This window comes from Synechococcus sp. N19 (assembly GCF_900474045.1).
In the GTDB taxonomy this organism is placed as follows: domain Bacteria; phylum Cyanobacteriota; class Cyanobacteriia; order PCC-6307; family Cyanobiaceae; genus Parasynechococcus.
The window spans coordinates 107,169-130,732 of the sequence record NZ_UCNR01000007.1; the positions used below are offsets into that span (position 1 = coordinate 107,169).

23 protein-coding genes and 1 tRNA gene are annotated in these 23,564 nt (G+C 62.9%); 12 read left to right on the forward strand and 12 right to left on the reverse strand.

What is annotated here, in order from left to right; all coding sequences use genetic code 11:
* Positions 1-4: 4 nt before the first annotated feature.
* Positions 5-3,181, reverse strand: a complete 3,177-nt coding sequence (locus DXY02_RS03865; protein ID WP_170951465.1) for a glycoside hydrolase family 15 protein — start codon at positions 3,179-3,181, stop codon at positions 5-7.
* A 48-nt stretch (positions 3,182-3,229) separates the two neighbouring features.
* Between DXY02_RS03865 and DXY02_RS03870 the strand changes: the two genes are divergently transcribed.
* The gene (locus DXY02_RS03870; protein WP_114988111.1) at positions 3,230-3,964 is read left to right on the forward strand and encodes a WecB/TagA/CpsF family glycosyltransferase; all 735 of its coding nucleotides are present in this window, start codon (positions 3,230-3,232) and stop codon (positions 3,962-3,964) included.
* Positions 3,965-3,968: 4 nt separating this feature from the next.
* Here DXY02_RS03870 and DXY02_RS03875 read toward each other — a convergent pair whose 3' ends face one another.
* Entirely contained in the window at positions 3,969-4,112 is a 144-nt protein-coding gene (locus DXY02_RS03875; RefSeq protein WP_025362038.1) for a photosystem II reaction center protein K, read from the reverse strand.
* Positions 4,113-4,143: 31 nt separating this feature from the next.
* Positions 4,144-5,262, reverse strand: a complete 1,119-nt coding sequence (gene tgt / locus DXY02_RS03880) for a tRNA guanosine(34) transglycosylase Tgt (protein ID WP_114988112.1) — start codon at positions 5,260-5,262, stop codon at positions 4,144-4,146.
* Between the two features lie 29 nt (positions 5,263-5,291).
* Here tgt and cobS point away from each other — a divergent pair, with 29 nt between their 5' ends.
* Positions 5,292-6,062, forward strand: coding sequence for an adenosylcobinamide-GDP ribazoletransferase (gene cobS, locus DXY02_RS03885; RefSeq protein WP_114988113.1), 771 nt, complete (start codon positions 5,292-5,294; stop codon positions 6,060-6,062).
* Here the strand turns inward: cobS and DXY02_RS03890 are convergent.
* Positions 6,022-7,143: a sensor histidine kinase KdpD gene (locus DXY02_RS03890; RefSeq protein WP_114988114.1), complete on the reverse strand. Its 1,122-nt coding sequence runs from the start codon at positions 7,141-7,143 to the stop codon at positions 6,022-6,024. The two genes, cobS and DXY02_RS03890, sit on opposite strands and share 41 nt — an antisense overlap.
* Positions 7,144-7,483: 340 nt before the next feature.
* On the opposite strand from DXY02_RS03890, the gene DXY02_RS03895 reads away from it, so the two are divergent.
* Positions 7,484-7,852 (forward strand): DUF3155 domain-containing protein, encoded by a 369-nt coding sequence (locus tag DXY02_RS03895; RefSeq protein ID WP_011363271.1) that lies wholly within the window; start codon positions 7,484-7,486, stop codon positions 7,850-7,852.
* Here the strand turns inward: DXY02_RS03895 and DXY02_RS03900 are convergent, their stop codons facing one another.
* A complete protein-coding gene (locus DXY02_RS03900; RefSeq protein ID WP_114988115.1) occupies positions 7,853-8,425 on the reverse strand; it encodes an alpha/beta hydrolase in 573 nt (190 codons plus the stop codon).
* A gap of 56 nt (positions 8,426-8,481) precedes the next feature.
* Between DXY02_RS03900 and purH the strand changes: the two genes are divergently transcribed.
* Together purH and DXY02_RS03910 are read left to right on the forward strand one after the other, a co-directional pair.
* Positions 8,482-10,044: a bifunctional phosphoribosylaminoimidazolecarboxamide formyltransferase/IMP cyclohydrolase gene (gene purH / locus DXY02_RS03905; protein ID WP_114988116.1), complete on the forward strand. Its 1,563-nt coding sequence runs from the start codon at positions 8,482-8,484 to the stop codon at positions 10,042-10,044.
* Between the two features lie 54 nt (positions 10,045-10,098).
* Positions 10,099-10,557, forward strand: coding sequence for a DUF4079 domain-containing protein (locus DXY02_RS03910; RefSeq protein WP_114988117.1), 459 nt, complete (start codon positions 10,099-10,101; stop codon positions 10,555-10,557).
* 7 nt (positions 10,558-10,564) lie between these two features.
* On the opposite strand, the gene DXY02_RS03915 is transcribed toward DXY02_RS03910, so the two are convergent.
* The 4 genes from DXY02_RS03915 to sfsA all read right to left on the reverse strand — a co-directional run bounded on the left by DXY02_RS03915 (position 10,565) and on the right by sfsA (position 14,875).
* Positions 10,565-11,173, reverse strand: a complete 609-nt coding sequence (locus tag DXY02_RS03915; protein ID WP_114988118.1) for a DUF1997 domain-containing protein — start codon at positions 11,171-11,173, stop codon at positions 10,565-10,567.
* 60 nt (positions 11,174-11,233) lie between these two features.
* The gene (locus DXY02_RS03920; protein WP_114988119.1) at positions 11,234-12,433 is read right to left on the reverse strand and encodes a 4-hydroxy-3-methylbut-2-enyl diphosphate reductase; all 1,200 of its coding nucleotides are present in this window, start codon (positions 12,431-12,433) and stop codon (positions 11,234-11,236) included.
* Between the two features lie 109 nt (positions 12,434-12,542).
* A complete protein-coding gene (locus DXY02_RS03925) occupies positions 12,543-14,006 on the reverse strand; it encodes an ammonium transporter (protein ID WP_114988120.1) in 1,464 nt (487 codons plus the stop codon).
* 104 nt (positions 14,007-14,110) lie between these two features.
* Positions 14,111-14,875: a DNA/RNA nuclease SfsA gene (gene sfsA / locus DXY02_RS03930; RefSeq protein ID WP_114988121.1), complete on the reverse strand. Its 765-nt coding sequence runs from the start codon at positions 14,873-14,875 to the stop codon at positions 14,111-14,113.
* 68 nt (positions 14,876-14,943) lie between these two features.
* Between sfsA and murJ the strand changes: the two genes are divergently transcribed.
* On the forward strand, positions 14,944-16,551 hold the full coding sequence (gene murJ / locus DXY02_RS03935; RefSeq protein WP_114988122.1) for a murein biosynthesis integral membrane protein MurJ: 1,608 nt from the start codon (positions 14,944-14,946) through the stop codon (positions 16,549-16,551).
* On the opposite strand, the gene DXY02_RS03940 is transcribed toward murJ, so the two are convergent.
* From DXY02_RS03940 to DXY02_RS03950, 3 genes are read right to left on the reverse strand one after another with little or no spacing between them, the layout of a single operon-like run.
* Positions 16,538-16,801, reverse strand: a complete 264-nt coding sequence (locus tag DXY02_RS03940; protein WP_114988123.1) for a cytochrome-c oxidase — start codon at positions 16,799-16,801, stop codon at positions 16,538-16,540. The genes murJ and DXY02_RS03940 overlap by 14 nt on opposite strands.
* Positions 16,802-16,828: 27 nt before the next feature.
* On the reverse strand, positions 16,829-17,119 hold the full coding sequence (locus DXY02_RS03945) for a DUF3181 family protein (RefSeq protein ID WP_114988124.1): 291 nt from the start codon (positions 17,117-17,119) through the stop codon (positions 16,829-16,831).
* Between the two features lie 42 nt (positions 17,120-17,161).
* Complete coding sequence (locus tag DXY02_RS03950; RefSeq protein ID WP_114988125.1) at positions 17,162-17,407, reverse strand: hypothetical protein; 246 nt, start codon at positions 17,405-17,407, stop codon at positions 17,162-17,164.
* A gap of 88 nt (positions 17,408-17,495) precedes the next feature.
* On the opposite strand from DXY02_RS03950, the gene DXY02_RS03955 reads away from it, so the two are divergent.
* The 6 genes from DXY02_RS03955 (at position 17,496) to leuD (ending at position 23,522) form a co-directional block, all read left to right on the forward strand.
* Positions 17,496-17,569: transfer RNA gene (locus DXY02_RS03955), tRNA-Arg, on the forward strand.
* A gap of 95 nt (positions 17,570-17,664) precedes the next feature.
* Complete coding sequence (glyA, locus tag DXY02_RS03960) at positions 17,665-18,954, forward strand: serine hydroxymethyltransferase (RefSeq protein ID WP_114988126.1); 1,290 nt, start codon at positions 17,665-17,667, stop codon at positions 18,952-18,954.
* A 114-nt stretch (positions 18,955-19,068) separates the two neighbouring features.
* Positions 19,069-20,211 (forward strand): glycosyltransferase family 4 protein, encoded by a 1,143-nt coding sequence (locus DXY02_RS03965; RefSeq protein ID WP_114988127.1) that lies wholly within the window; start codon positions 19,069-19,071, stop codon positions 20,209-20,211.
* Positions 20,204-21,463 carry a competence/damage-inducible protein A gene (locus tag DXY02_RS03970; protein WP_114988178.1) on the forward strand — a complete coding sequence of 420 codons (1,260 nt, stop codon included), beginning with the start codon at positions 20,204-20,206 and terminating at the stop codon, positions 21,461-21,463. The genes DXY02_RS03965 and DXY02_RS03970 overlap by 8 nt, the downstream gene beginning before the upstream one ends.
* A gap of 26 nt (positions 21,464-21,489) precedes the next feature.
* A complete protein-coding gene (gene leuC / locus DXY02_RS03975; protein WP_114988128.1) occupies positions 21,490-22,908 on the forward strand; it encodes a 3-isopropylmalate dehydratase large subunit in 1,419 nt (472 codons plus the stop codon).
* Positions 22,908-23,522, forward strand: a complete 615-nt coding sequence (gene leuD, locus DXY02_RS03980; protein ID WP_114988129.1) for a 3-isopropylmalate dehydratase small subunit — start codon at positions 22,908-22,910, stop codon at positions 23,520-23,522. Before leuC ends, leuD begins: the two co-directional genes overlap by 1 nt.
* The last annotated feature ends 42 nt before the right edge of the window (positions 23,523-23,564 follow it).

Here is a 23,564-nt window from a genome sequence, read left to right on the forward strand (position 1 = left end):
GGGATTACACCAGCCCCTGCTGTTCGGCCAGTTCCCGCAACGCCGTGACCTGCCAGCGTCGGCAGTCACCGGGTGAGGACCGATAAAACTGCCCCCAGGCCTGGGCCTTGTATTGCGGGTAGTTCTCTGGGCGAAGAGAGGGATGGCTCTGTTGCCAGCCGACCCTGACGGCATGACCGATCACCACGTCGAGGGCCAGCTCATCCTCGAAGCGCACCTCTGGATTGGCTTCGACAAAGGCCATCAGCGAAAGCAGGCATTCGCTGCAGAGTTGTCGGTATTCCGGTGCCTTGATCCGACTGAGCAAATGGTCGACCTGGGCGGCAAAATTGCGCTCCCCTGGCGTCTTCTCGAGGATGAGGCTGCTGTTAAGACGATTGCGCCGCTCCAGCTTGTCGCCAATCACCAGGCCGCGGCAGTGCTGCAGCAGCGACCAGATCCCGGCATAGAAATCGCGGGGAACTTTCTGGAAGGAACCCAGGCGGACGCGGTGTTGAAGCCAGTCCCCACCCCCCGGTGTTTCTTCCAGGGGGTCAGGCACTGACCACTGCACCCGGCCGCTCACGTGCAGCTGTTCGCCGCGTTGCAGGGCTGCTCTGGCATGGTCCACATCGGAGAGCACGGCGCGCAAGCGCTTGCGAATCGCATGGGGTGCTTCGCTGCAGAGGGCTTCAAAGGCTTCGTCCTGACTGAGCGTTTTCTCCACGGCCAGCTCTGATGTCAGCAGCAGCATCAGCTGCCCCAGCTGCAGGGTGAGGCTCCCCTTCAGCAGCGCTGGCTCCCGCCGCGCCACGCTGTCGAGGGCGAGCAGGAGTTCCTGTTCGAGCATGCATTCACGGCCGTCGATTCCGCTGGTGGTTTCAATCCGTTCGGCGATGGCGGCACTGTCCATCGGCTGACGCAGCCGGGAGTCGCCGGTGTAGTTGCGCCCCACCACCACCTGTTTCTGACGCACGAGAAGATCGGTGAGGGCATCTTCGAGTTGGGGATGCACCATTCCCATGGCGCCAGCACAGCGCCGCACCACATTCCAGTCCTCACAACGCAATCCCCGTTGATAGACCTCCTCAAGCAGGGTGCGCAGGGCCACCGGATGGCCCTCAGGGCTGCGTTGAATCCCCTGGGGGCCAAGACGCCGTTGCAGCAACTCGAGCACTTCCGCCTGTTCATGCAGCAGCGCACTGTTCCAGAGGCGCTGGCTCAATTGTTCGATCGGTGTGTCATCCAGCTCCTGCTCCTCTGCGGCGGTCAGATCCCGGAGATCGGTGGCGTCGCGCAGGAGCGGCTTGGCTGGCTCGGAGTATGGAACCGGTTTCTGTTGGAGCGGCGGCAGCTGCACCTCCTGCGCCTGATCCACCAGTTCACTGACGCAGCCCAAGCGGACGGGGATGCTTTCAATGACGCCGCTGCCGAGTTGCCGGGCCAGTTTGAGGATGACGTCGCGGTGCTGCTGCAGTGCTGCGTCGCGAATGGGGATCACCAGAAGGGGATGTCCCGTGCCGCGCCAGTGTCGTTGCAGCAGATGCAGCTCGTCCACAACGGTTTCCAGCAGCTCCTCCGGGTCATCGGCCAGATAGCTGCTGTCGTCTTCCAGCACGGACGGGGTGAACACCCTGATGGCGCCGTCCTGGCGGTAGACCCGAGCCGTGTCCTCGGTTTCCACCCGGTGCCCGGGGCGCCCAGTGAGCTCAAGCCGCGAATTGGTGCCGGCGGCTTTCAACCGTTGCTTCAGCTCGTCGGACGACTGCACGGAAACCACTGAGGTTGGGTCGATCGGCACCTCGGCGGCCAGCAGCGCCTGGCGCACGTCATCCGTCTCCGCAGCCATCGCCACCAGAACAGTCTCGGCGCCGAGTGGCTGCGGCTCCCTGCGGCAACAGGGGTCAATGTCCTCGGGACGGATCAGATCGTCCAGCAGCATTTCCCCGAGCCACACCAGGCTCTGGGTCCAGATCAGCGGCAGGTTGGTGTTGGCCACCCGCTCCTGGCTGCCTGGATTGAGCCGTTCCTGATCGACGGCACTGGCCGGCACCTGATAGAGCTCGGGGTAGAGACGTTCGCCGTCCTGTTCAACGGCCAGCGTCTTGAGCTGGCTGTGCAGTTGCCGGGCCTCGTCCCAGCGCCTTTCGCAGCAGGCGGTGACCAGTTCGAAGGCCAGAAACAACGGCCACTCCGACTCGATCCCTTCAAAGGCGGCGAGCTCCTCCGGTTCGTAGTGCAGGCGGTTGACGTCTTCCACCGCCGTCTGGTGACCATCCCGGAGGAAGCGTTTGTAGCCATAGGAACCGCCGAGTTCCCGTCGAATCCGACGGCCGGTGCGCTCCACCAGGGCGGCATCCTCCACGGCCCAGGCGGGATAACCAATCACTGAGAGGCAGGCACTGTCTGCTTCCTTGCTGGCGGATTCCCGCGGCAGGAGCCCTTGCAAGGCCCGCCGGAGCCGTGCGATGGCCCCCTGGGGAATCAGCAGGATGCAGCTGCCGTCGCCATGGGGGCCGTAGAGGTCAACCCCATCCAGGGCCTCCAGGGCGGCTTTGGCCATGCCGATGGAGCTGGCATTGCGCTCCGGCAAACCATGGTTGCCTTTGTCGCCCCGTTCCCAGATCCCGTAGTCGGGAGTGCGGTAGGCCCTGGCGATGTAGTGCACCAGGTTTTGAAGGAAATCCACTTCATCACGGCTTTGCACCACCGCGCAGCCGCCCTTGGTCAACTGCGCCAGCTGCAGCAGAAACAGGGAGGTGGCATCGAGTTGGAGATGTCCCCAGGCGTCGTCAGCCACCACCGGCTCGCCGGTGCAGCTGTCGTATTTAGCGTGAAGGGCGTCGACGGGGTTAAGGCTCTCTTTGAAGCGCTCCACCTTCTCGGCCTGCCGCATCATCGAGCGCATCAGGCCGCGCATGAGGGCCACCACCCGCTGCTCCAGCTCCCAGGCGCGCAGGCTGTTCTGCCCCTGCTGACGGCGGTGGGCCAGGGCCAGTCCCCAGACACACTGCACCGAATAGACGCAGTCCCGCACCCAGGCATCGCCGTAGTTGCCATGGATGGTGTGCGCGGTGCTGGCGGGGAGCAGGCCGCTGATCGGGTCCTGCCGATCGAGAACCACCCGTTGGATGGATTGATCCAGACGCTGAAGGGTCGTGGCGTGGTTCTGCGGAAGGGTTTCCGTCGTCGTCACAACCATGCCCTCATCCATTACCGCCCCTAAATTCTCCAACGCAGCCCCACGGCCATGGACTCTGTCAGCACCGCCCCCGATGACCGTCGCCGCTGCCAGGTGCTCGGTGTGCCTGTGGATGCCTGCCGTGATGTCTGTGCTGCTGCACTCGGTCTGCATGCCCGGGGCGGCGGACGCATCGTCACCCTCAACGCTGAGATGACGATGTCGGCTCGGGCCGATGCCGCTCTGGGGCAGGCGATCGGAACCGCTGATCTAGTGATCCCGGATGGAGCGGGAGTGGTCTGGGCCCTGGGCCGTCAGCAGATCCGGGTTGTCAAAACTGCGGGCATCGAACTGGCCTGGACCTTGCTCGAGTACGCCGCCGCCCACCAATGGCGTGTGGCGTTGGTGGGTGCATCACCTGAGGTGATGGCAACGCTGCGTGCGGAGTTGCCGCAACGCATCCGTGGCCTCAACCTGGCGCTCGCGGTGGATGGTTATCAAGCTCCCGAGGCCTGGCCGGGCGTTGAAGCTCAGCTCAGGGCGTTGAAGCCTGATCTCGTTCTGGTGGCCCTGGGGGTGCCGCGCCAGGAAACTTGGTCCGAACGCGTGGCGGCCGGCCAGCATGGATTGTGGATGGGTGTCGGCGGCAGTTTTGACGTCTGGGCCGGCATCAAAAAACGTGCCCCCGGCTGGATGTGCCGGATGCAACTTGAATGGCTGTATCGGCTCATGCAGGAGCCATCACGCTGGCGACGCATGCTGTCGCTGCCAGCGTTTGCTCTGAAGGTGATCCGGATGGGCTGAGGCTTCAGCGGAAGCCCACAGAGGCCTGCCAAACGAAGGCAAGCAGCAGGAAGAAGACCGGGATCAACGGAAGAATGTCGATCAGCGGGGAGAAGGCCTGATAGGCCTCGGGCAGCTGTGCCAGCAGGTCGAGGGTGAAGGCGGCCATCCCTTGCATCAAAAAGGCGTTGGGCTGGACGCTACCACGTGTGATGGGCTGGCGAGTCTGGCTCCCAGGGAGCGAAATCCTCTGAAAAACAGCCGTCGCGAATGGCTTGTGCCATGGCCGAGGTGAAACGCACCAGATGGGTGATGTTGTGAATGCTCAACAAGGTGAGGCCCAGAAGCTCTTCGCTGCGAATCAGGTGATGCAGGTAGGCCCGGGTGTGCCCGGTGCAGGCCACGCAGGAGCAGCTCGGATCCAGGGGGGTGTGGTCGTGGCGGAAGCGTGCATTGCGCAGGTTCCACCGTTCACCGTCCACCAGGGCGGTGCCATGACGGCCGAGTCGAGTGGGCAAGACGCAGTCGAACAGGTCGATCCCGTTGGCCACGGCAATGGCCATCTCGCGCAGGGTGCCGATACCCATCAAGTAGCGCGGTTTGTGTGAGGGAAGCAGGGGCGTGACATCGCGCACGATGCGATGCATCTCCTCAGCGGGCTCACCAACGCTGACGCCACCGACGGCAATGCCCGGCAGATCAAAGGAGGCGACGGCCATGGCACTCTCCCGCCGCAGATGGGGGAAACAGCCGCCCTGAACGATGCCGAACAGCGCTTGATCCTCGCGGGTGTGGGCTGTGACGCAGCGCTCGAGCCAGGCATGGGTGCGGCGACAGGCATCGATGACGTCGTTCTCCGTCGCCGGATAGGGCGGGCACTGGTCGAAGGCCATGGCCACATCCGCCCCGAGGGCCATCTGGATCCGGGTGGCATGTTCCGGGGTCATGTCGATGGTGCGTCCATCGCGGGGGTTTCGGAACACCACCCCACGGTCATCGATCTTGTTCAGGTCTCCCAGGCTGAACACCTGAAAGCCGCCGGAGTCGGTGAGCATCGGGCCGTTCCAGCCCATAAACCGGTGCAGGCCACCGGCCGCCGCCACGATCTCCTCCCCCGGTTGCAAGTGCAGGTGGTAGGAGTTCGAGAGCACCATCTGGGCTCCCGTGCGCCCCAGCTGCTCCGTGCTGATGCCCTTGACGGTGGCCAGGGTTCCCACCGGCATGAAGCGTGGTGTGTGCACCGGCCCATGCGGGGTCTCAAAGGTGCCGCACCGTGCTGATGTGTTGGCGCAATGCGCGTTGATCTCGAAGCCGAACACGACTGATCCGCCCCTGCATTGACCCTACGGTGAGGGCCGATTGCATCCCTCGCGCCATTCCCAGGATCGTTCCGCCCTGGCTTTCCGATCTGGCGGGAGCCTGGATCTTCTACACAGTGCTGCCCGCATGGCCCTGGCCGCAGCCCTCGTTTCAGCGCATTGCCCGCTTCGCCCCCTGGATGGGGCTGCTGATCGGTGCGTTGCAGGGGCTGCTCTGGATTGGTCTGTCCAGGCTCTCCTGGCCTCCGGCGGCCTGTGCCCTTTGCGTGGTGGCTCTCGGCATCCAGCTCAGTGGTGGCTTGCACCACGACGGCCTGATCGACACGGCGGATGGCCTCGGGGCGCCAGCGGAGCGGCGGCTCGAGGCGATGGAGGACAGCCGGGTGGGCGCGAGTGGTGTGCTGGCTCTCGTGATAGTGCTGCTGCTGCAGGTTGCGGCATTGATCCAGTTGGGGGGGCAGGCCCCGCTCGGGCTCTGCCTGGCGGCGTTCTGGGCCCGGGTGGCACCGCTCTGGGCCATGGCACGTTTCGACTACCTCCGCGCGGATGGAACCGCGGCGTTTCATCGCGAGCACGGCAGGCCGCTCTGGGATGCCCTGCCCTCACTTCTGGTGGTGTTGGTGTTGGTTGGTTGGGTGGGGGCTATGCCCCTTCTCCTGGGGGGCGTGGTGGCGATCCTTGTCGCCCAGAGCCTTGGGCGACGATTGGGGGGGCACACCGGTGACAGCTATGGAGCAGCTCTTGTGCTCACCGAGATGGTCACGTTGTTGGGTCTGGCCTTGCTCCTGCCGGCCAGCTGAGGACGAATGCATTGCCCTGAGTGGGCAGATCCGGAACGATCGTGGAAGGCTCCACGCAGAGCGTGAGCTTGCGGCCCTGCTGCTCCGCCAGGGAGCGTGCAAGGGCGAGCCCAAGGCCGGTGCCCGCCCGGTCCTGTCCGGTGGACCCTCGTGCTCCCCGCTCGAAAATCAGGTCGCGCTCCTCCAGGGGGATCGGCGGCCCGTTGTCCCAGACGCAGAGCCCATCGGGCAACAGGCATAGCCCCACGCTGCAGCCCGCTGGGCTGTAACGGAAGGCATTCTCAAGCAGGTTGGCGACGATCTCCGCGATCGTTCCGTCCTGGGACGGTTGATCAATCCACTGGGGCCACAGGTCTGGCCCCCGCCAGGGTCGGCCTTGCAGGCTTGCCGTCGCTTCCGCCCGCTCCAGCAGTGGCATCAGCAGGGTTTGCATGGTGGCCTCACCTTCGGCAGGCCCTGGGGGCAACAGGGTGGGGCCAAGGGGGTCCTGTGCGGGGAGACGTTGTTGCCCGAGGCCATCGAGCACGTCGATGTACTGGCCGAGTTGGCGTTGTTCCGAGAGCATTCCCTCCACGAGTGGGCGGTGGGAGCTGTCGTCTTCGAGCCGCCGCAGCAGCAATTGGGCGTAGGTGCGCAGGGCAGCCAGTGGATTGCGCAGCTGATGCACGAGGGTGCGCAGCTGATCGTTTTGTTGGCTGAGTTCCTGGCGAAGTTGCAGGCATTCCAGGTCACGCCCCAGGGCGTGGCTGATGGCGGCGGCACTGCGCCGCATCCGTTGGTCCAGGGTCAGCGTCCAGCTCCGCTGCGGATCCAGGTCCGCGCGCAGGGCACCCAGGATCAGACCGGCATCCTGGAGGGGGTACCAGCGCCGACTCTCGTGCGGCAGGCGCAGGTTCGGGTCTGCGTCGGCAGGGGGAAGCGATCGTTCATTGGCTGACCATTGCCGGATCAGCAGCAGTGGCGGGCCTTGCTGATTGGGTGGCGCACTGACGTACAGCCCCAGATGCTGGATGCCTTCTTTGGCGGTTAGATCAACCAGCTGTTGATCGGTGAAATCGAAGAATCGATCGGTGAGCTGCATCAGTTCCGGACGATCAATTCAGGCGCTTGGTCAAGCCTGCGCCAGGGGGACTTGAAAAATCTGGGAAAAGTCTTAAGATCCTCTTATCGACCGAGGCGCTGTTCACCATGAACAGACGCCCGCCAGCTCTCACAACGGTTGCAATTGCTTCGCAACCAAAGCTACAGCAGAGGTTGCAGTGTCCTCCGCTGGTTTCCGCTTGGGTGTTGGTGTCCTGCCGGTGATTGTGGTGTGTCTGCAATTGCCCCGACGCTTCCCTTGCGTCTGGCGCTTTCGCGCCGACGGCACCTGTTTGTTCTGACGATCCACCCCGTTCTTCCTTTCGTACCGGAGCCCTTCCATGTCCAAGAAGCGCAAGCGCATTAGCCGTCGTCGCCTGGCAGGTCAGCGGGTCCTGGCCCATGTGCCAACCCATCACCTCGAAACCGGTGAGTACAAGCCCGTGACGGCCGCTCGTCGTTACATCGCTGAGGGTGGACTGGTGCCTCCGGCGTTGCTGAATGTGCGCCGCAATGAGCACACCACCGACCGCTTCTTCTGGGGTGAGAAAGGTCTGTTCAGCGCTCAATACGCCGAAGAGAACCATTTCCTCTTCCCCTCATTGCGCACGATTGTCGATTCCATCGGTGAAGACAAGCTCTTCGAGGGGCTCGAGCTTGGCGCTGATGATTGGGAGGAAATGGAGGAGTACGAATACGCCTTCGTTTGATCAGGCGTTCTCCAGAACACGCTCGATAAACATCAGGATCGGCTTCACCGTCTCATCAGGGATGGTGTGGCCGTTTTTGAATGGAATTGTCTGGCATTGATCGGGCTGCAACTGCGTAGCGATCGACTGCATGGCCTGGAACGGCACCACGGGATCGTCTGAACCATGCATCAGCAACACAGGGGGGTGTTGCTGGGGCGGAGCCCAGTTGGGGTGTGGATAGCCGCTGCAGCTGATCAGCCCTGCGATCGGCAGGGCGCAGCCTCCCTCCAGGGCCATGGCTCCCCCCTGGGAAAAGCCGAGCACCACTGTGCGTTCGAGTCCAAGGCCTGAGCTGCTCAGGCCCTGAAGTTGAGCCTTGAGGCGCTCAACGGCCGCGGGCACGGCATCCCACTGTGCTGGGAACAGGCCGTACCACTGACGCCCTCCCGGTTGGTCGGGATGGAGCTCAGGAGCCTCCAGGCACACCACATCAAGGGTCTTGGAACACTCGCCCGCCAGGCGATCGCCCAGGGGTTTGAGATCCTCTCCGTTGGCTCCCCAGCCGTGGAGCAGCACCAGCCGGCCATCCATGGGGCATGAGCATCACTGCTGCGTAGGTTGGCTCACGACCCAGTCACGACCCTTCGATGGCTCCTGTCGCTCTGCTGAGTGTTTCCGATAAGTCCGGGCTGGTGCCCTTGGCGGAGGCCCTGCATCGGACCCATGGCTATCAGCTGCTCTCCAGTGGGGGCACGGCCAAGGTGCTCGAGCAGGCCGGCCTTCCGGTGACCCGTGTGTCGGAGCACACCGGGGCTCCAGAAATTCTTGGCGGTCGTGTGAAAACGCTCCATCCAAGGGTGCATGGCGGGATTCTTGCCAAGCGGGGTGACGCGTCCCACCAGGCTGATCTTGAGCAGCAGAACATCGCCCCCATCGATGTGGTGGTGGTCAACCTCTATCCCTTCCGCGAGACGATTGCTCGGCCTGACGTCACTTGGGATCAGGCGATCGAGAACATCGACATCGGAGGCCCTGCCATGGTTCGGGCGGCCGCCAAAAACCATGCTGATGTGGCTGTTCTCACCAGCCCTGACCAATACGACCGTCTGTTGACCGCCATGGCGGAGTCGGGCGGGAGCGTGCCTTCGGAGCTGCGGCGCCAACTGGCCCTGGAAGCGTTTCAGCACACGGCGTCGTACGACACGGCGATCAGCCGCTGGATGGCCGACCAAACCGCTGCAGAAGATAGCCCCTGGCTGGAGGCGGTGCCGCTGCGGCAGACCCTGCGGTACGGAGAAAATCCCCATCAGAAAGCGCGTTGGTTCAGCCATCCCAAACAGGGTTGGGGTGGTGCGATTCAGCTGCAGGGCAAGGAGCTGAGCACCAACAACCTCTTGGATCTCGAGGCGGCTCTCGCCACAGTGCGGGAGTTCGGCTACGGAGCCGATGGTTCCGCTCCGGCCTTGCAGCCTGCCGCCGTGGTCGTCAAGCACACCAACCCCTGCGGTGTGGCGATCGGAGCTTCGATTCCTGCTGCACTGACGCGTGCCCTGGATGCCGATCGGGTGAGTGCCTTCGGCGGCATCATCGCCATCAATGGTGTGGTGGAAGCTACGGCGGCCCGTGAGCTCACCAGTCTGTTTCTGGAATGCGTCGTGGCACCGGGCTTCACGCCCGAGGCACGGGAGGTGCTGGCGGCCAAAGCCAATCTGCGCCTGTTGGAACTGGCTCCGCCGGCCATTGACCTGGCCGGCCCCGATCACGTGCGCAGCATCCTGGGTGGTCTCCTGGTTCAGGACCTCGATGACCAGGCGATCACCCCGGCCGACTGGACCGTGGCCAGCCAGCGGCCGCCCACGCCGCAGGAAAAGCAGGACCTGGAATTTGCCTGGCGCTTGGTGCGTCACGTTCGCTCCAACGCCATCGTTGTGGCCAAGGATGGCCAGAGCCTCGGTGTGGGTGCTGGTCAGATGAATCGTGTGGGCTCAGCGCGGATTGCGCTGGAGGCTGCGGGTGACAAAGCCCAGGGGGCTGTTCTGGCCAGTGATGGTTTCTTCCCGTTTGACGACACGGTGCGTCTGGCCGCCAGCCACGGCATCACCGCCGTGATCCATCCCGGTGGGAGCATGCGCGATTCCGATTCGATCAAAGCTTGCGATGAGCTCGGCCTGGCGATGCAGCTCACGGGGCGCCGCCATTTCCTGCATTGACGCTGGTGGGGGCCGCCGGCCCCCTAGCCTCGCGGCACTGAAGAGTCCCCTTCAATGCTCGCCACCCTCCCCTTCAGCCTCAATTTCGCTCACCCCCTAGCAGAGTGGGGCCTGCTCGCCGTTGGTGGTTGGGCTCTCTACCTGGGGATCAAGGCCAAGAAAACGCGCACCGGTACCCCAGAACAGCGCAAAGAACTGGTGCCGAAAAAGTTCGCCCAGCGGCACTACCTCTGGGGCAGCATCCTGCTGGCCGTGATGACCCTCGGGACCCTGGGTGGCATGGCGGTCACCTATCTGAACAACGGCAAGTTGTTTGTCGGTCCGCACCTGCTGGTGGGTCTGGCCATGACCGGGATGATCGCCGTTGCCGCCTCGCTCTCACCCCTGATGCAGCGGGGCAATGTGATTGCGCGTAAGGCTCATGTGGGCCTGAACATGGGCATGCTCACGCTGTTCCTCTGGCAGGCCGTCAGCGGCATGGAGATCGTCAACAAGATCTGGACCAACCGCTGAAGATTCTTCAGAAGGCTGCCCGCTGACGCGGTGGGCAGCTCAGACCATGGGCGGCGTGGAAATCTTCCTGGACCTTCCAGGTGAGCCGTCGTGAAATCTGACGGACAATCTGCTTGAGCAGATGATCACCACTGCTCTGGACCAACTGATCCGGGAGCATGGTGATCACCTTGGGCAGACGGATCCAGACCTTCAGATCCAGATCCCACTGGACTGAAGTGTGTTCCTGTTCGGAGATCAGGCGCATCCCTGCGCGGAAGTCGACGTCGTAGTGATGGCGCAGGGCGAGCGACTTCGGCACGGTTCGAACGGTTTCGATGCGATAGATCCCTTCCTGCTGTGGCAGCAGTCGCAGAGCGATCGTTGGCTCCACCTCAAAGCCGAAGTTGCCGAACCGCCCCAGGGTCAGGCTGTAGGACTGCCGATCGATGGCCTCGACCTGCATCGGGCTGGCGCAACGTTCAAACCAGCTCTGATGGTCATCCAGGTAGCGAGCTACCACCGCTCGGGGCGCCAGCATCTGCATCGAATCCTCGAAGTGGCTGCTGTAGCAGCGCACTTGCGGGTCGGCACCGTGAAGCTGATTGTCGGTTTCAGTGGGCGACAAGACCGTCACGGATGGGGAGCTGCCGGCGGAGGGCGATTAAAGATGAACCAATGTAAAGCTCTCTGCGCTTCAGTTTTCGCTCAATTGCATCAGTTTTTCGATCACCTCTTCCACCGCCCGATCCGGGGTTGAGGCACCGGAGGTGATTCCCACCCGCACGGGGCCTTCAGGCAGGAAATCGCCCTCACGACGGAGTTCGGCTGCCAGTGGTTTGTGCTCGATCGAATTGCTGCCGACGTCGATGCGCTCGGGCGTGTCGATGTGGAAAGAGCGAATCCCACGGCTGACGGCAATCTCCTGAAGGTGGGTGGTGTTGGAGGAGTTGAAACCACCGATCACCACCATCAGGTCCAGAGGTTCATCCACCAGGGAGAACATGGCGTCCTGACGCTCCTGGGTGGCATCGCAGATGGTGTTGAAGGCCAGGAAGTGGTCGTTGAGCTGGGTGGGACCGTATTTGCTCAACATCGTGCGTTCGAACAAGCGGCCGATCTCTTCCGTTTCGCTCTTCAGCATCGTGGTCTGGTTGGCCACGCCCAGACGTTCGAGGTCCCGATCGGGATCGAACCCTGGAGAGCAGGCTTTGGCAAACCGTTGAATGAAGTCATCTCGGTCCCCGTTGCCGAGGATGTAATCCGCGACGTACTGGGCTTCCTCCAGATCGAGCACCACCAGATAGGTGCCGGCAAATGAGCTTGTGGCCAGTGTCTCCTCGTGCTTCACCTTGCCGTGAATGATCGAGGTGAAGGTGTGCTTCTTGTGCTTCTCGACGGTGTTCCAAACCTTGGAGACCCAGGGACAGGTCGTGTCAACGATGTGGCAACCCCGTTCATTCAGCAGCTGCATTTCCTGAACGGTGGCACCAAAGGCCGGCAGGATCACCACATCACCGGAGGTGACACCTGAGAAGTCCTTCACTCCCTGTTCGACAGGGATGAACTGCACATCCATTTCCCTGAGGTGATCATTCACGGAAGGGTTGTGAATGATCTCGTTCGTGATCCAGAGACGCTCGCTCGGGTAGTGCTTGCGGGTCTCGTAGGCCATCGCCACAGCCCGTTCAACACCCCAGCAGAAGCCGAAGGCTTCCGCCAACCGGACGTTGAGCCGGCCGTGTTCCAGTCGGTAGCCGTTGTCCCGGATCGTGCCGATCAGGCCGCTCTGGTAGGCCTGCTCAAGGCTCTCCGCTACTTCCTCGGCGCGCCCGAAGCCTCGCCGGTTGTAACGCTCGGAATGGTGGAGGGAGCGCTTGAAGGCGTGGGTGTCCATGGAGGGCGCTGGAGTGGGGCAACTCTATGTGGCCTGAAGCGCTGCTTCAGGCAGTAAAAAAGCCCGGCCATTCGGCCGGGCTTGAGAACAGCAACAGATCGACGCGGAATCAGTTGTTGGTGGTGGAGAAACCGGCGTAGGCCTCCATGCCGTGTTCGCCGATGTCCAGACCTTCGGACTCTTCCTGTTCGGTGACGCGGATGCCGCCGAAGAGGGAGCCGATGATCTGCCAGGCGATGAAGCAGGTGACCACGGTCCAGATGGCATAGGCAGCAGCACCCAGAGCCTGGATGCCGAGCTGGTCGATGCCGCCGCCGACCAGAAGGCCGAGGCCGGAGCCGTCGCCCTGGACGTCGTATCCCCAGAGACCGATCACGATCGTGCCCCAAACTCCGCACACACCGTGTACGGAGAAGGCGCCGACGGGGTCGTCAATGCCTGCGGCATCGAGAGCGGCAACGGAGAAGACGACGATGATGCCGCCCACCAGACCAGCCACCCAGGAACCCGTCAGGGTGAGGTTGCCGCAACCGGCAGTCACGCTCACCAGGCCGGCCAGGATGCCGTTGATGATCATGGTGAGGTCAGGCTTTTTGGAGGTGATCGTGGAGATCACCGTGGCGCCGATGGCACCACCGGCAGCACCGAGGGTGGTGGTGACGGCCACGTAGGGGACCCACTGGTCCATGGCCAGCTGGGAACCGGGGTTGAAGCCGTACCAGCCGATCCAGAGGATCAGGGCGCCAAGGGTGGCGATGGACATGTTGTGACCAGGGATGGCCTGAACCTTGCCGTCGACGTACTTGCCGATGCGGGGTCCAAGCAGCATGGCGCCGACGAGGCCGGCCCAGGCGCCAACGGAGTGAACGATCGAGGAACCAGCGAAATCGATGAAGCCCATTTCGCTGAGCCAACCACCGTTCCACTGCCAGCTACCGGCAATCGGGTAGATGACTGCGGTGAGCACCAGGGCGAAGATCACGAATTCGCCGAACTTGATACGCTCAGCCACAAGACCTGAAACGATCGTGGCTGCGGTTCCGGCGAAGGCCGCCTGGAACAGGAAATCAACGGTGGGAACCAGGCCGGCTTCGCTGATGGTCTCAGCAGTGACGGTCGGGTCGAAGAAGAGGCCCCCGAAATACAGCCAGCCGCCAATGACGGAGTCGCCGTACATGAGGGAGTAGCCCACAAACCAGTAGGCGGTCACCGCGAGGGCGAAAACGAACAGGTTCTTGGCGAGGATATTGACGGCATTCTTTTGCCGGCACATGCCGGCTTCGACCATGGCGAAGCCGGCGTTCATGAAGATCACCAGGATGGTGGCGACCAGAAGCCAGAGGTTGTTGGCCAGGAAAGCGGCGGAGAGCTCAGGAAGCTCTTCGGCTTTGGCCGACAGGGTGAAGATGCCAAGGCCCATCAGCGCCAGGGGCGCGCAGGCGAGCCAGGTCATGGCGCGATTGGAGCTGAAGCCCCGGATGCTCTTCAGGAGCAGCATCGGGCCTTCCAGGAGGCTGGCCTCCTGCAGGGTTTTGCGCCGCCTTTGCGGTGGCGCGTGGAATGCAGTTGTCATGAACGAGGGTGCAGAGCTGCGTGAGGCATCTGGAAATGTTCCCAGATGAACACACCCACCGTGCCCTGCGATGGCTCAGTTCCTTGTTCGATCTGCTACCAAAATCAATCTAGGTGGACTAGGCGTGTCCCCTGCCAGTGCACCGCATCGGCGCTGAAGCTGAAGCAGCACGGCAGAACTTCCACTCCGCTGTTGGTGGCCTGACGAAACAGCTCCCCGTAGCGCGGATCGGCGCTGTCACCGGGAGCAAAGGCAGTCACGTCCGGCCGGCTGAGGCAGGGCACCAGCACTGCACGCGCGTCCGGAAGGAGCCCCATCAGCTCAATCAGATGCTTCTGCCCCCGTTCGGTCACCGTGTCGGGGAACAGGGCCGTGCTGCCGTCGGTCCAGGTGGTGTTCTTCACCTCCAGGTAGATCGGTCGTTGATCAGGGTTCTGCGCGGATGGCGTCAGCAGGAGGTCGATCCGGCTGCGTTTGTTCGTGCCGTAGGCCACTTCAGCGCGGATCCCCTCAATGCCCCCGAGCTGGGCCGCCAGGCACCCCGCTTCGACCGTGGCACGAATCAGTCGGTTGGGCAGGGCCGTGTTGATGCCCACCCAGCAAGGTTGGCCATCGGCGCCTGGCACCTCGGCTTGCTCCCAGGTCCAGGCCAGCTTGCGTTTGGGGGAGGGGGCGTAGCGCAGACGCACCCGTTGGCCAGGGATCAAGACTCCTGTCATCGGGCCGGTGTTGGCGCAATGGGCGGTGACGGTCTCACCGCTGCTCAGCTCCACATCGGCCAGGAAGCGTTTGTAGCGCTTCAGCAGCACACCCTCCGTTAGGGGTTCAAAGCGCAGCAGGGCATCGCCCGGAGAGGGAAGGCCAGTCATGGCAGCAGCCGAGATTGGCCCATGGTCTCGTGTGGTGCCTCCACAATGCGCCCAATGCTGGGGGCCGAATGGCGCGTTCACTGAAGGGGATCGCACTGGTGGTGACCCTCGGCACCTTGCTGAGCAAGGTGGGTGGCCTGATTCGGCAGCTGGTGATCGCAGCGGCCTTCGGGGTGGGCGCGGCCTATGACGCCTACAACTACGCCTATGTACTGCCTGGATTTCTGCTGATTCTGCTCGGGGGGATCAATGGCCCCTTCCACAGCGCCATGGTGAGCGTGCTGAGCCGGCGCCCCCGGGCTGAAGGGGCGCACATCCTTGCGGCGCTCAACACCAGCGTCAGTGCTCTGTTGCTCCTGGTCACCATCGTTCTGGTGCTGGCGGCGGATCCTCTGATCACCCTTGTGGGCCCTGGCCTTGCCCCCGAGCTTCACGCCATCGCACGGGTCCAGCTGCAGGTGATGGCGCCGATGGCGCTGCTGGCGGGGCTGATCGGGCTCGGCTTCGGGTCCCTCAACGCCGCCTACGAATTCTGGATCCCTGCGATTTCACCGCTGATGTCCAGCGGGGCCTTGATCCTGGGGGTGGGACTGCTCTGGTGGCAGCTCGGCGCTGATATCGCCTTGCCGTCCGCCGCCATGACAGGTGGTGTGGTGCTGGCCTTGGCCACGTTGGTGGGGGCCTTGCTGCAGTGGTTGATCCAGCTGCCGGCGTTGATCCGGCAGGGGTTGGCCCGTTTCCAACTGGTCTGGGACTGGCGGCACCCGGGAGTGCGGGAGGTGTGGCGTGTGATGGCGCCGGCGACGTTGTCGTCCGGAATGCTTCAGATCAATGTGTTCACGGATCTGTTTTTCGCCTCCGGCATCGTCGGTGCGGCGGCGGGTCTGGGGTACGCCAATTTGCTGGTGCAAACCCCTCTGGGCCTGATCTCGAATGCACTGCTGGTGCCCTTGCTGCCCACTTTTTCCAGGCTCACGGCTCCTGAGGATCGTCCGCAGCTGATCGATCGGATCCGACAGGGGTTGATGTTGTCTGCGGCATCGATGATCCCCCTGGGGGGACTGTTCATTGCTTTGGGTGGCCCCATCGTCGCCTTGGTGTACGAGCGTGGTGCCTTCGATGCATCAGCCGCACAGCTGGTGACGGGCCTGTTGATGGCCTATGGCCTCGGCATGCCGGCTTACCTCGGCAGGGATGTGCTGGTGCGCGTCTTTTATGCCCTTGGCGATGGAACGACGCCTTTTCGGATCTCGCTGGCGGGGATCGGTCTGAACGTGGTTTTTGACTGGCTGCTGGTGGGTGGTCCGACCCCTTGGGGGAATCAGTCGCCGTTCAATTTCGGCGCGCCAGGGTTGGTGCTCGCCACGGTTGCCATCAACCTGCTCACCTGCCTCGCCCTGTTGGTGGGTCTGCAGCAACAGGTTGGAGGCCTGCCGCTGCGGCGCTGGGGGATGGACCTGATGCGGCTTGCCATCGCCGGAGTTCTGGTAGCGGGGGGTGCAGGAATCCTGGTGACCGTTGTGCCTTGGCCGGCAGGGTTGCTGGGCCTAGTGCTGCAGGTGTCTGCTCCTGGCCTGCTGGGTTTGGCCTTGTTTGCCTTAATCGGTGCACAACTCAAGGTGCCGGAGGTGCGTGAGGTCACGCAGTTGGTGGTGGGCCGGTTCAGGGCTCGCTGAGACGAACATCCAGCTCTTCACGCACCTGAATCGGAAGTTCCAGTTGCTCGCGACCCACGAGTTGCGGGCCCTGAACAGACACGATCCGTGCCTCGATCCCAAATTCTTTAAAGGCGGTTTCCAGTTCCTGGATCAGGGCTTTTTCAACCTGAGCCTCCGCGTCCACGACCCGACCAATCAGCCGTTCACCAAGGCGGCCGATGCGTTGGCGCACCAAATCTCTGGAGTTGGTGACTTCAATGATCAGCACACCAACCGCTGCGGATGGACTGCAACCTTATCTGCAGTACGGCTCGAGGATCTCTTCAAGATCTCTCAGCTGGGCGGGGGGAATCAGCTTGGAGAGCGGGAGCTGACTGGCGCCTCCTGCCAGGGGCACCTTGACCGCGTCAAGGGCCTGCCGGGCCGCTACTTCAGCACCTTGATTGACGCGGGCACTGCATTCAATCGCCAGGGCTGAGGCCAGGTCGGCATCGCCGAGGTAAAGATGCCAGCCGCTGATCTGCACGTAGAGGCGGTCAGCCAAAGCACTCTGAAGGTCCTGCAGGTCACTGGCGGAGAGGGACATCAGCCCGGAAGGATCGAGGAGTGGATTGCATCCATGCTGGCTTTATTCCTCCGGCTTGGGGCGCTGAAGAATCACCCAGATCAATTGGCCCAGCCACAGGCTTGCCCAGAGGCTGGTGACCCAGGTCAGGCTCCCTTCGGGAAAGGGGTGGCGCATCTCCTGCAGAAACCAGCCGCCGCTGTTCACCGCGGCGAACACGCCGCCATGCAGGCACAGGTTCACGATGCGTTCGAAATGCCGGTAGGTCGGATCCTCAGAGTTGGCGGGGCCATACCAGCGGATCGGCATTGCTCAGGCTCAGAAACACCTGAATCTTGACGCGGCCCGCACCCAGTTGACGAGCGGACCCTCGATGGGGTCTGATGGTTTGGCGCAAGCGCTTGTAGCTCAGCGGATTAGAGCATCTGACTACGGATCAGAGGGTCGGGAGTTCGAATCTCTCCAGGCGCGTTTCAACTGCCCCCGGCGGGCAGTTTTTTTTTGGTTGATCGCTCGGGCTGATCGCTGCGGTTTCTTACGATTGGTCAAAGCTTTACTGACATTTCATGGGCCAGATTTCTGGACGCGCCATCGACGCTGATCTGGCTCAGTCGGATCCGGATATCGCCGCTTTCATCAATCAAGAACGTCAGCGTCAGGAAACCCACCTGGAACTGATCGCATCGGAGAACTTTGCCTCCCGTGCGGTGATGCAGGCCCAGGGGTCTGTGCTCACCAACAAGTACGCCGAGGGGTTGCCCAGCAAGCGGTATTACGGCGGTTGTGAGCACGTTGATGCCATTGAGGAGCTGGCCATCGAGCGGGCCAAGCAGTTGTTTGGTGCCGCCTGGGCCAATGTCCAGCCCCACAGCGGTGCACAGGCCAACTTCGCTGTTTTCCTCGCCCTGCTGCAGCCCGGTGACACGATCATGGGGCTGGACCTGTCCCATGGTGGCCACCTCACCCATGGTTCCCCGGTCAACGTCAGCGGCAAGTGGTTCAACGTTGTTCAGTACGGAGTCGACAAGGAGACCCAACGCCTTGATATGGAGGCGATCCGCCAGCTGGCTTTGGAGCACAAGCCGAAGCTGATCGTTTGCGGCTATTCCGCTTATCCACGCACCATCGATTTCGCCGCATTCCGTGCCATCGCTGATGAAGTGGGTGCGTATCTGCTGGCCGACATGGCTCACATCGCTGGCCTCGTGGCCGCTGGTGTGCACCCCAGCCCGGTGCCCCATTGCGATGTGGTGACCACCACCACCCACAAGACCCTGCGCGGCCCCCGCGGCGGCCTGATCCTCTGCCGCGACGCCGAGTTCGCCAAAAAGTTCGATAAGGCTGTGTTCCCTGGCAGCCAGGGTGGCCCTCTGGAGCATGTGATCGCTGCCAAGGCTGTGGCCTTCGGGGAAGCGCTGCAGCCTTCGTTCAAGGCCTACAGCCAGCAGGTGGTTGCCAATGCGGCAGCCCTCGCTGAACAGCTGATCGCCCGCGGCATCGATGTCGTCAGCGGCGGTACCGACAACCATGTGGTGCTGCTGGATCTGCGTGGCATCGGCATGACTGGAAAGGTGGCTGATCTGTTGGTCAGTGATGTGCACATCACTGCGAATAAGAACACCGTTCCCTTCGACCCCGAATCGCCCTTCGTCACCAGCGGCCTGCGGCTGGGAACAGCTGCCCTCACCACCCGTGGTTTTGATGCGCAGGCCTTCCGGGAGGTCGCAGATGTAATTGCCGACCGTCTTCTCAATCCTGAGGATGATGCGATTCGCCAGCGTTGCCTCGATCGGGTGGCCGTCCTCTGTGAGCGCTTTCCCCTCTACGCCGACAGCAAGCAGCCGGTTCTGGCCTAAGGCTTGGCCTTGGCTCTCGAATGGGCCGAGGCACTGCCTGGTTGAACGGTTGCAAGCTCCCTAGGATTGGGGTGACTCCTTCTGACCGGGGATCGTCTCTTTCCTGGAGCCTGCGTGAACCTCTTGGCCAGCCCTATTGCGGTCGCCTCGGTCAGCTTTCTTCTGGCTGCGGTGACCACCATGGTGCTGGTGCCCCAAGTGCGCCGGCTGGGTTTGCGCTTTGGGTGGACTGATCAACCGGATGAGCGCAAGCAGCACATCACCCCCATGGTGAGGTTGGGGGGCATTGCCATGGTGCTGGGTTTTGCCCTGGCTTTGGCAACGGTCTGGTCCATGGGGGGCTTCGGCCTGCTCGCGCCAGCCAAGGATCAGCTGATCTGGGGCACCCTGGCCGGTTCGCTCTGTCTTTTTCTGATCGGCCTGGCCGACGACCTCTTCGCTCTCTCGCCTTGGCCGCGGCTGGCTGGACAGGTTGCCGTGGCTTGTGCGGTGTGGAGCCAGGGGGTTCGGATCGGGGCAATCGATCTCCCCTGGTTCACCGCTTCAGCCGGTCCGATTGCTCTGCCTGACAGCCTCAGCCTGCTGGCCACTGTGGTTTGGCTGGTAGGGATCACCAATGCCATCAACTGGCTGGATGGCCTTGATGGTCTTGCTGCGGGAGTGGCTGGCATTGCCGCTGTTGGGTTGGTTTCCGTCAGCTTTTCGCTGCATCAGGTGGCTGCCGGATTCCTTGCCGCAGCGCTGGCGGGCTGCTGCCTCGGCTTCCTACGCCACAACTTCAACCCCGCCCGCATCTTCATGGGGGATGGGGGCTCTTACTTCCTCGGTTTCACCCTCGCCGCCGTGAGCATCGTGGGACCCGCCAAGGGGCTCACGACGGTGAGCCTGCTGTTGCCGTTGCTGATTCTCTCGCTTCCTCTGGCCGACATGTCGGCCGTGATCATGGGCCGTCTGCGGGAAGGCCGTTCCCCCTTCTATCCCGACCGCCGTCACCTCCATCACCGCCTGTTACGCGCGGGGTTCAGTCATCGGCGCACGGTGCTGTTGATCTACGTCTTCACCCAGTGGCTTGCTGCCCTTGCCCTTGTGGTGGCCAATGCCGAGATGCGCTTCCTCTGGCTGGCTTTGGCCACGGCCATCCTCGTGGCCACGGTGGTGATCAGCCGTCGCCAGCTGCAGCATGAGCGAGCTCTGTTAAACACCAACCCCTGCTCCACCCCTGTTGATCCTGCGGCCCTCAGTGAACCGCGTGGCTGAATCGGGTGTTGAAATCCTGTGCGTGGGCACAGAGCTGTTGTTGGGGGACATCCTCAACGGCAATGCTCGATGGATTGCCGAACAGTTGGCCGGCCTGGGTCTGCCGCATTACCGCCAAACCGTAGTTGGCGACAACAAAGAGCGTTTGATCTCTGCCGTACGCGAAGCATCGCAGCGCTGCAGGGTTCTGGTGACGACAGGGGGTTTGGGCCCAACCCCCGATGACCTCACCACCGAGGCCCTGGCCGCTGCTTTCGAGACTCCCTTGGAGGAGCGGCCCGAGCTCTGGCGGGAGATCCAGCGGAAGTTATCGGCCGGTGGCCGGCCGGTTGCTCCCAGCAACCGCAGCCAGGCTTATCTGCCCCGTGGAGCGGAGGTTCTCCCCAATCCAAAGGGGTCGGCACCGGGAATGATTTGGTCTCCCCGGCCTGATTTCACGATCCTCACCTTCCCGGGTGTGCCTGCGGAGATGCGGGCGATGTGGGTGGAAACAGCCGCCCCCTGGCTACAAGCCAATGGTGGAACTTCCGGTGTGTTCGTGAGCCGTCAGCTCCGCTTCACCGGCATTGGTGAATCCGATCTGGCTGAGCGCGTTGCTGATTTGTTGGCGTCGACCAACCCAACAGTGGCTCCCTATGCCTCCCTCGGCGATGTGAAATTGCGGCTCACGGCCTGTGCCCCTAGTGCCGATACCGCCGCTCAGCTGTTGGTGCCGCTGGAAGCTGAGCTGCGCCGTCGCACGGGCAACCACTGCTACGGCGTCGATGCGGACAGCCTGGCGTCGGTGGTGATCGACCTGCTTAAGCAACGGCACCACACGCTGGCGGTGGCGGAGTCCTGCACCGGTGGTGGATTGGCGGCAGCCCTGACGGCTGTTCCAGGCTCTTCGTCGGTTTTTCAGGGTGGCGTAGTTGCCTACAGCAATGCCGTTAAACAGGCATTGCTGGGGGTGTCTCCGGATCTGCTCACTGCCCATGGCGCTGTTTCACAGCCCGTGGTCGAGGCGATGGCTCGGGCAGCCCGGGAGAACCTCAATTGCGATTGGGCGATTGCCGTCAGCGGCATCGCTGGACCTGGTGGTGGCAGTGCTGAGAAGCCGGTGGGTCTGGTGCACCTGGCCTTGGCTGGTCCCGATGGCTGTGAGGCCTGGGTCCAGCATTTCGGTGAGCGGCGAGGTCGGGAGGCCATTCAGAGGATGAGCGTGATCCGCGGCTTGGACCGTCTGCGCCTTCGCTTGCTCGCTCAGGTTTAGGGTCGACGGTTCTTGCGGCTGAACTGTTGAGTGCCGGCACCCTCTACGACAAGGTGTGGGACCTGCATCGGGTGGCGGAGCTCCCCGGCGGATCCACCCAACTGTTTGTCGGTCTGCATCTGATCCATGAGGTCACCAGTCCTCAGGCTTTCTCGGCGTTGAAGGACAAGGGGCTGACGGTGCGCTGTCCTGAGCGCACGGTGGCCACGGTGGACCACATCGTGCCGACCACGTCTCAGCAACGGCCGTTCGCCGATCCGTTGGCGGAGGAGATGCTCAGCACCTTGGAGCGGAACTGCCAGGAGCACGGCATCCCTCTCAACAACATCGGCAGTGGACGGCAGGGCATCGTTCATGTGATTGCCCCCGAGCTGGGCCTGACTCAGCCAGGCATGACGGTGGCCTGCGGTGATTCCCACACCTCCACGCACGGCGCCTTCGGGGCGATTGCCTTCGGGATCGGCACCAGTCAGGTGCGCGATGTGTTGGCCAGCCAGAGCCTGGCCATGAACAAGCTCAAGGTGCGCCGGATTCAGGTGAATGGCCGTCTCGCCGAGGGCGTGTCGGCGAAGGACCTGATCCTGCATGTGATTCGCCACCTGGGTGTGAAGGGCGGCGTTGGCTACGCCTATGAGTTCGCTGGCTCTGCCATCGAGGCGTTGTCGATGGAAGAGCGGATGACCCTCTGCAACATGGCGATCGAGGGGGGCGCCCGATGCGGTTACGTCAATCCCGATCAGGTCACCTTTGACTATCTGAAAGGTCGCCCCCATGCCCCCGAGGGTGAGGCCTGGAACCGTGCTGTCGCCTGGTGGAGCTCCCTGGCCACTGATGCCAACGCAACGGTCGACGACGAGGTGGTGTTTGATGCCGCTGCGATTCCACCCACGGTGACCTGGGGCATTACCCCGGGCCAGGGACTGGGGATCGATGAAACGGTGCCAAGCCTGGATCAGCTGGATCCAGGCGAGCGTCCGATTGCTGAGGAGGCCTACCGCTATATGGATCTCCAGCCGGGAACGGCGATTGCAGGGGTCCCTGTGGATGTCTGTTTCATCGGCAGCTGTACCAATGGTCGTCTTAGCGATCTGCGTGCCGCTGCCGATGTGGCCCGGGGGCGCCAGGTGGCTGAAGGCATCAAGGCGTTTGTGGTCCCCGGTTCAGAGCAGGTGGCGAAAGCTGCTGAAGCGGAAGGGCTGGATGCGGTGTTCCGTGCCGCGGGCTTTGAGTGGCGAGAGCCCGGCTGCTCGATGTGTCTGGCGATGAATCCGGATCGGCTGGAGGGGCGTCAGATCAGCGCCAGCTCCAGCAACCGCAATTTCAAGGGTCGGCAGGGATCGGCCAGTGGCCGGACGTTGTTGATGAGTCCAGCCATGGTGGCGGCCGCTGCTGTTCACGGTCGTGTAACCGATGTCCGTACTTTGATTTCTCCGTCCGAATCGTGATGGCTCTTTTCCCCACTGGTCCGATTCAACAGGTGAGTGGAACGGCTATCGCCGTCCCCGGTGAAGACATCGACACGGATCGGATCATTCCGGCACGGTTCCTCAAATGCGTGAGTTTCGAGGCGCTGGGTGACCAGGTGTTTGCCGACGATCGCCTTGAACTCTCCGGTGAGCATCCCTTTGATCAGGCCCGTTATCAGGGGGCCTCGATACTGGTGGTGAACGGCAATTTCGGCTGTGGTTCCAGCCGTGAACATGCACCTCAGGCGTTGATGCGCTGGGGAATTCGTGCGGTGGTTGGGGTGAGTTTTGCCGAAATCTTCTATGGAAACTGCCTCGCCCTTGGCATTCCCTGTGCAACGGCGGCCCCCGAGCAGATCAAAGCCATTCAGGCGCAGGTGGATGGCGATCCGGGACGCTCCTGGAGTCTCAATCTTCCCAGTTTGCAACTGACCTCAGCCGACACCAGTTGGCCTGTCTCGATCGATCCTGGTCCTCTGGACATGCTGCGCAGCGGTCGTTGGGATGCAACGTCCCAGCTCCTGGGCCATGGCCCTCAGGTTGCGGAATTGATGCAAACACTGCCCTACATCGACCAATTCGCCGCAAAGTAACAGCCAAGCGCGACTCCTGTGTCTATGAAAGAGATAGGAGGT

Bases quoted from the DNA above. Each gene is read 5' to 3' on its own strand.
- DXY02_RS03925 (WP_114988120.1), bottom strand. From the start codon at position 14,006: ATGACAACTGCATTCCACGCGCCACCGCAAAGGCGGCGCAAAACCCTG.
- DXY02_RS03890 (WP_114988114.1), bottom strand. From the start codon at position 7,143: ATGCAGCTCACCGATCGATTCTTCGATTTCACCGATCAACAGCTGGTT.
- leuD (WP_114988129.1), top strand. From the start codon at position 22,908: ATGGCTCTTTTCCCCACTGGTCCGATTCAACAGGTGAGTGGAACGGCT.
- DXY02_RS03895 (WP_011363271.1), top strand. From the start codon at position 7,484: ATGTCCAAGAAGCGCAAGCGCATTAGCCGTCGTCGCCTGGCAGGTCAG.
- sfsA (WP_114988121.1), bottom strand. From the start codon at position 14,875: ATGACTGGCCTTCCCTCTCCGGGCGATGCCCTGCTGCGCTTTGAACCC.
- DXY02_RS03950 (WP_114988125.1), bottom strand. From the start codon at position 17,407: ATGCCGATCCGCTGGTATGGCCCCGCCAACTCTGAGGATCCGACCTAC.
- DXY02_RS03875 (WP_025362038.1), bottom strand. From the start codon at position 4,112: ATGGCCGCCTTCACCCTCGACCTGCTGGCACAGCTGCCCGAGGCCTAT.
- DXY02_RS03900 (WP_114988115.1), bottom strand. From the start codon at position 8,425: ATGGATGGCCGGCTGGTGCTGCTCCACGGCTGGGGAGCCAACGGAGAG.
- DXY02_RS03945 (WP_114988124.1), bottom strand. From the start codon at position 17,119: ATGTCCCTCTCCGCCAGTGACCTGCAGGACCTTCAGAGTGCTTTGGCT.
- murJ (WP_114988122.1), top strand. From the start codon at position 14,944: ATGGCGCGTTCACTGAAGGGGATCGCACTGGTGGTGACCCTCGGCACC.
- glyA (WP_114988126.1), top strand. From the start codon at position 17,665: ATGGGCCAGATTTCTGGACGCGCCATCGACGCTGATCTGGCTCAGTCG.
- DXY02_RS03920 (WP_114988119.1), bottom strand. From the start codon at position 12,433: ATGGACACCCACGCCTTCAAGCGCTCCCTCCACCATTCCGAGCGTTAC.
- DXY02_RS03865 (WP_170951465.1), bottom strand. From the start codon at position 3,181: ATGGTTGTGACGACGACGGAAACCCTTCCGCAGAACCACGCCACGACC.
- DXY02_RS03910 (WP_114988117.1), top strand. From the start codon at position 10,099: ATGCTCGCCACCCTCCCCTTCAGCCTCAATTTCGCTCACCCCCTAGCA.
- DXY02_RS03870 (WP_114988111.1), top strand. From the start codon at position 3,230: ATGGACTCTGTCAGCACCGCCCCCGATGACCGTCGCCGCTGCCAGGTG.
- purH (WP_114988116.1), top strand. From the start codon at position 8,482: ATGGCTCCTGTCGCTCTGCTGAGTGTTTCCGATAAGTCCGGGCTGGTG.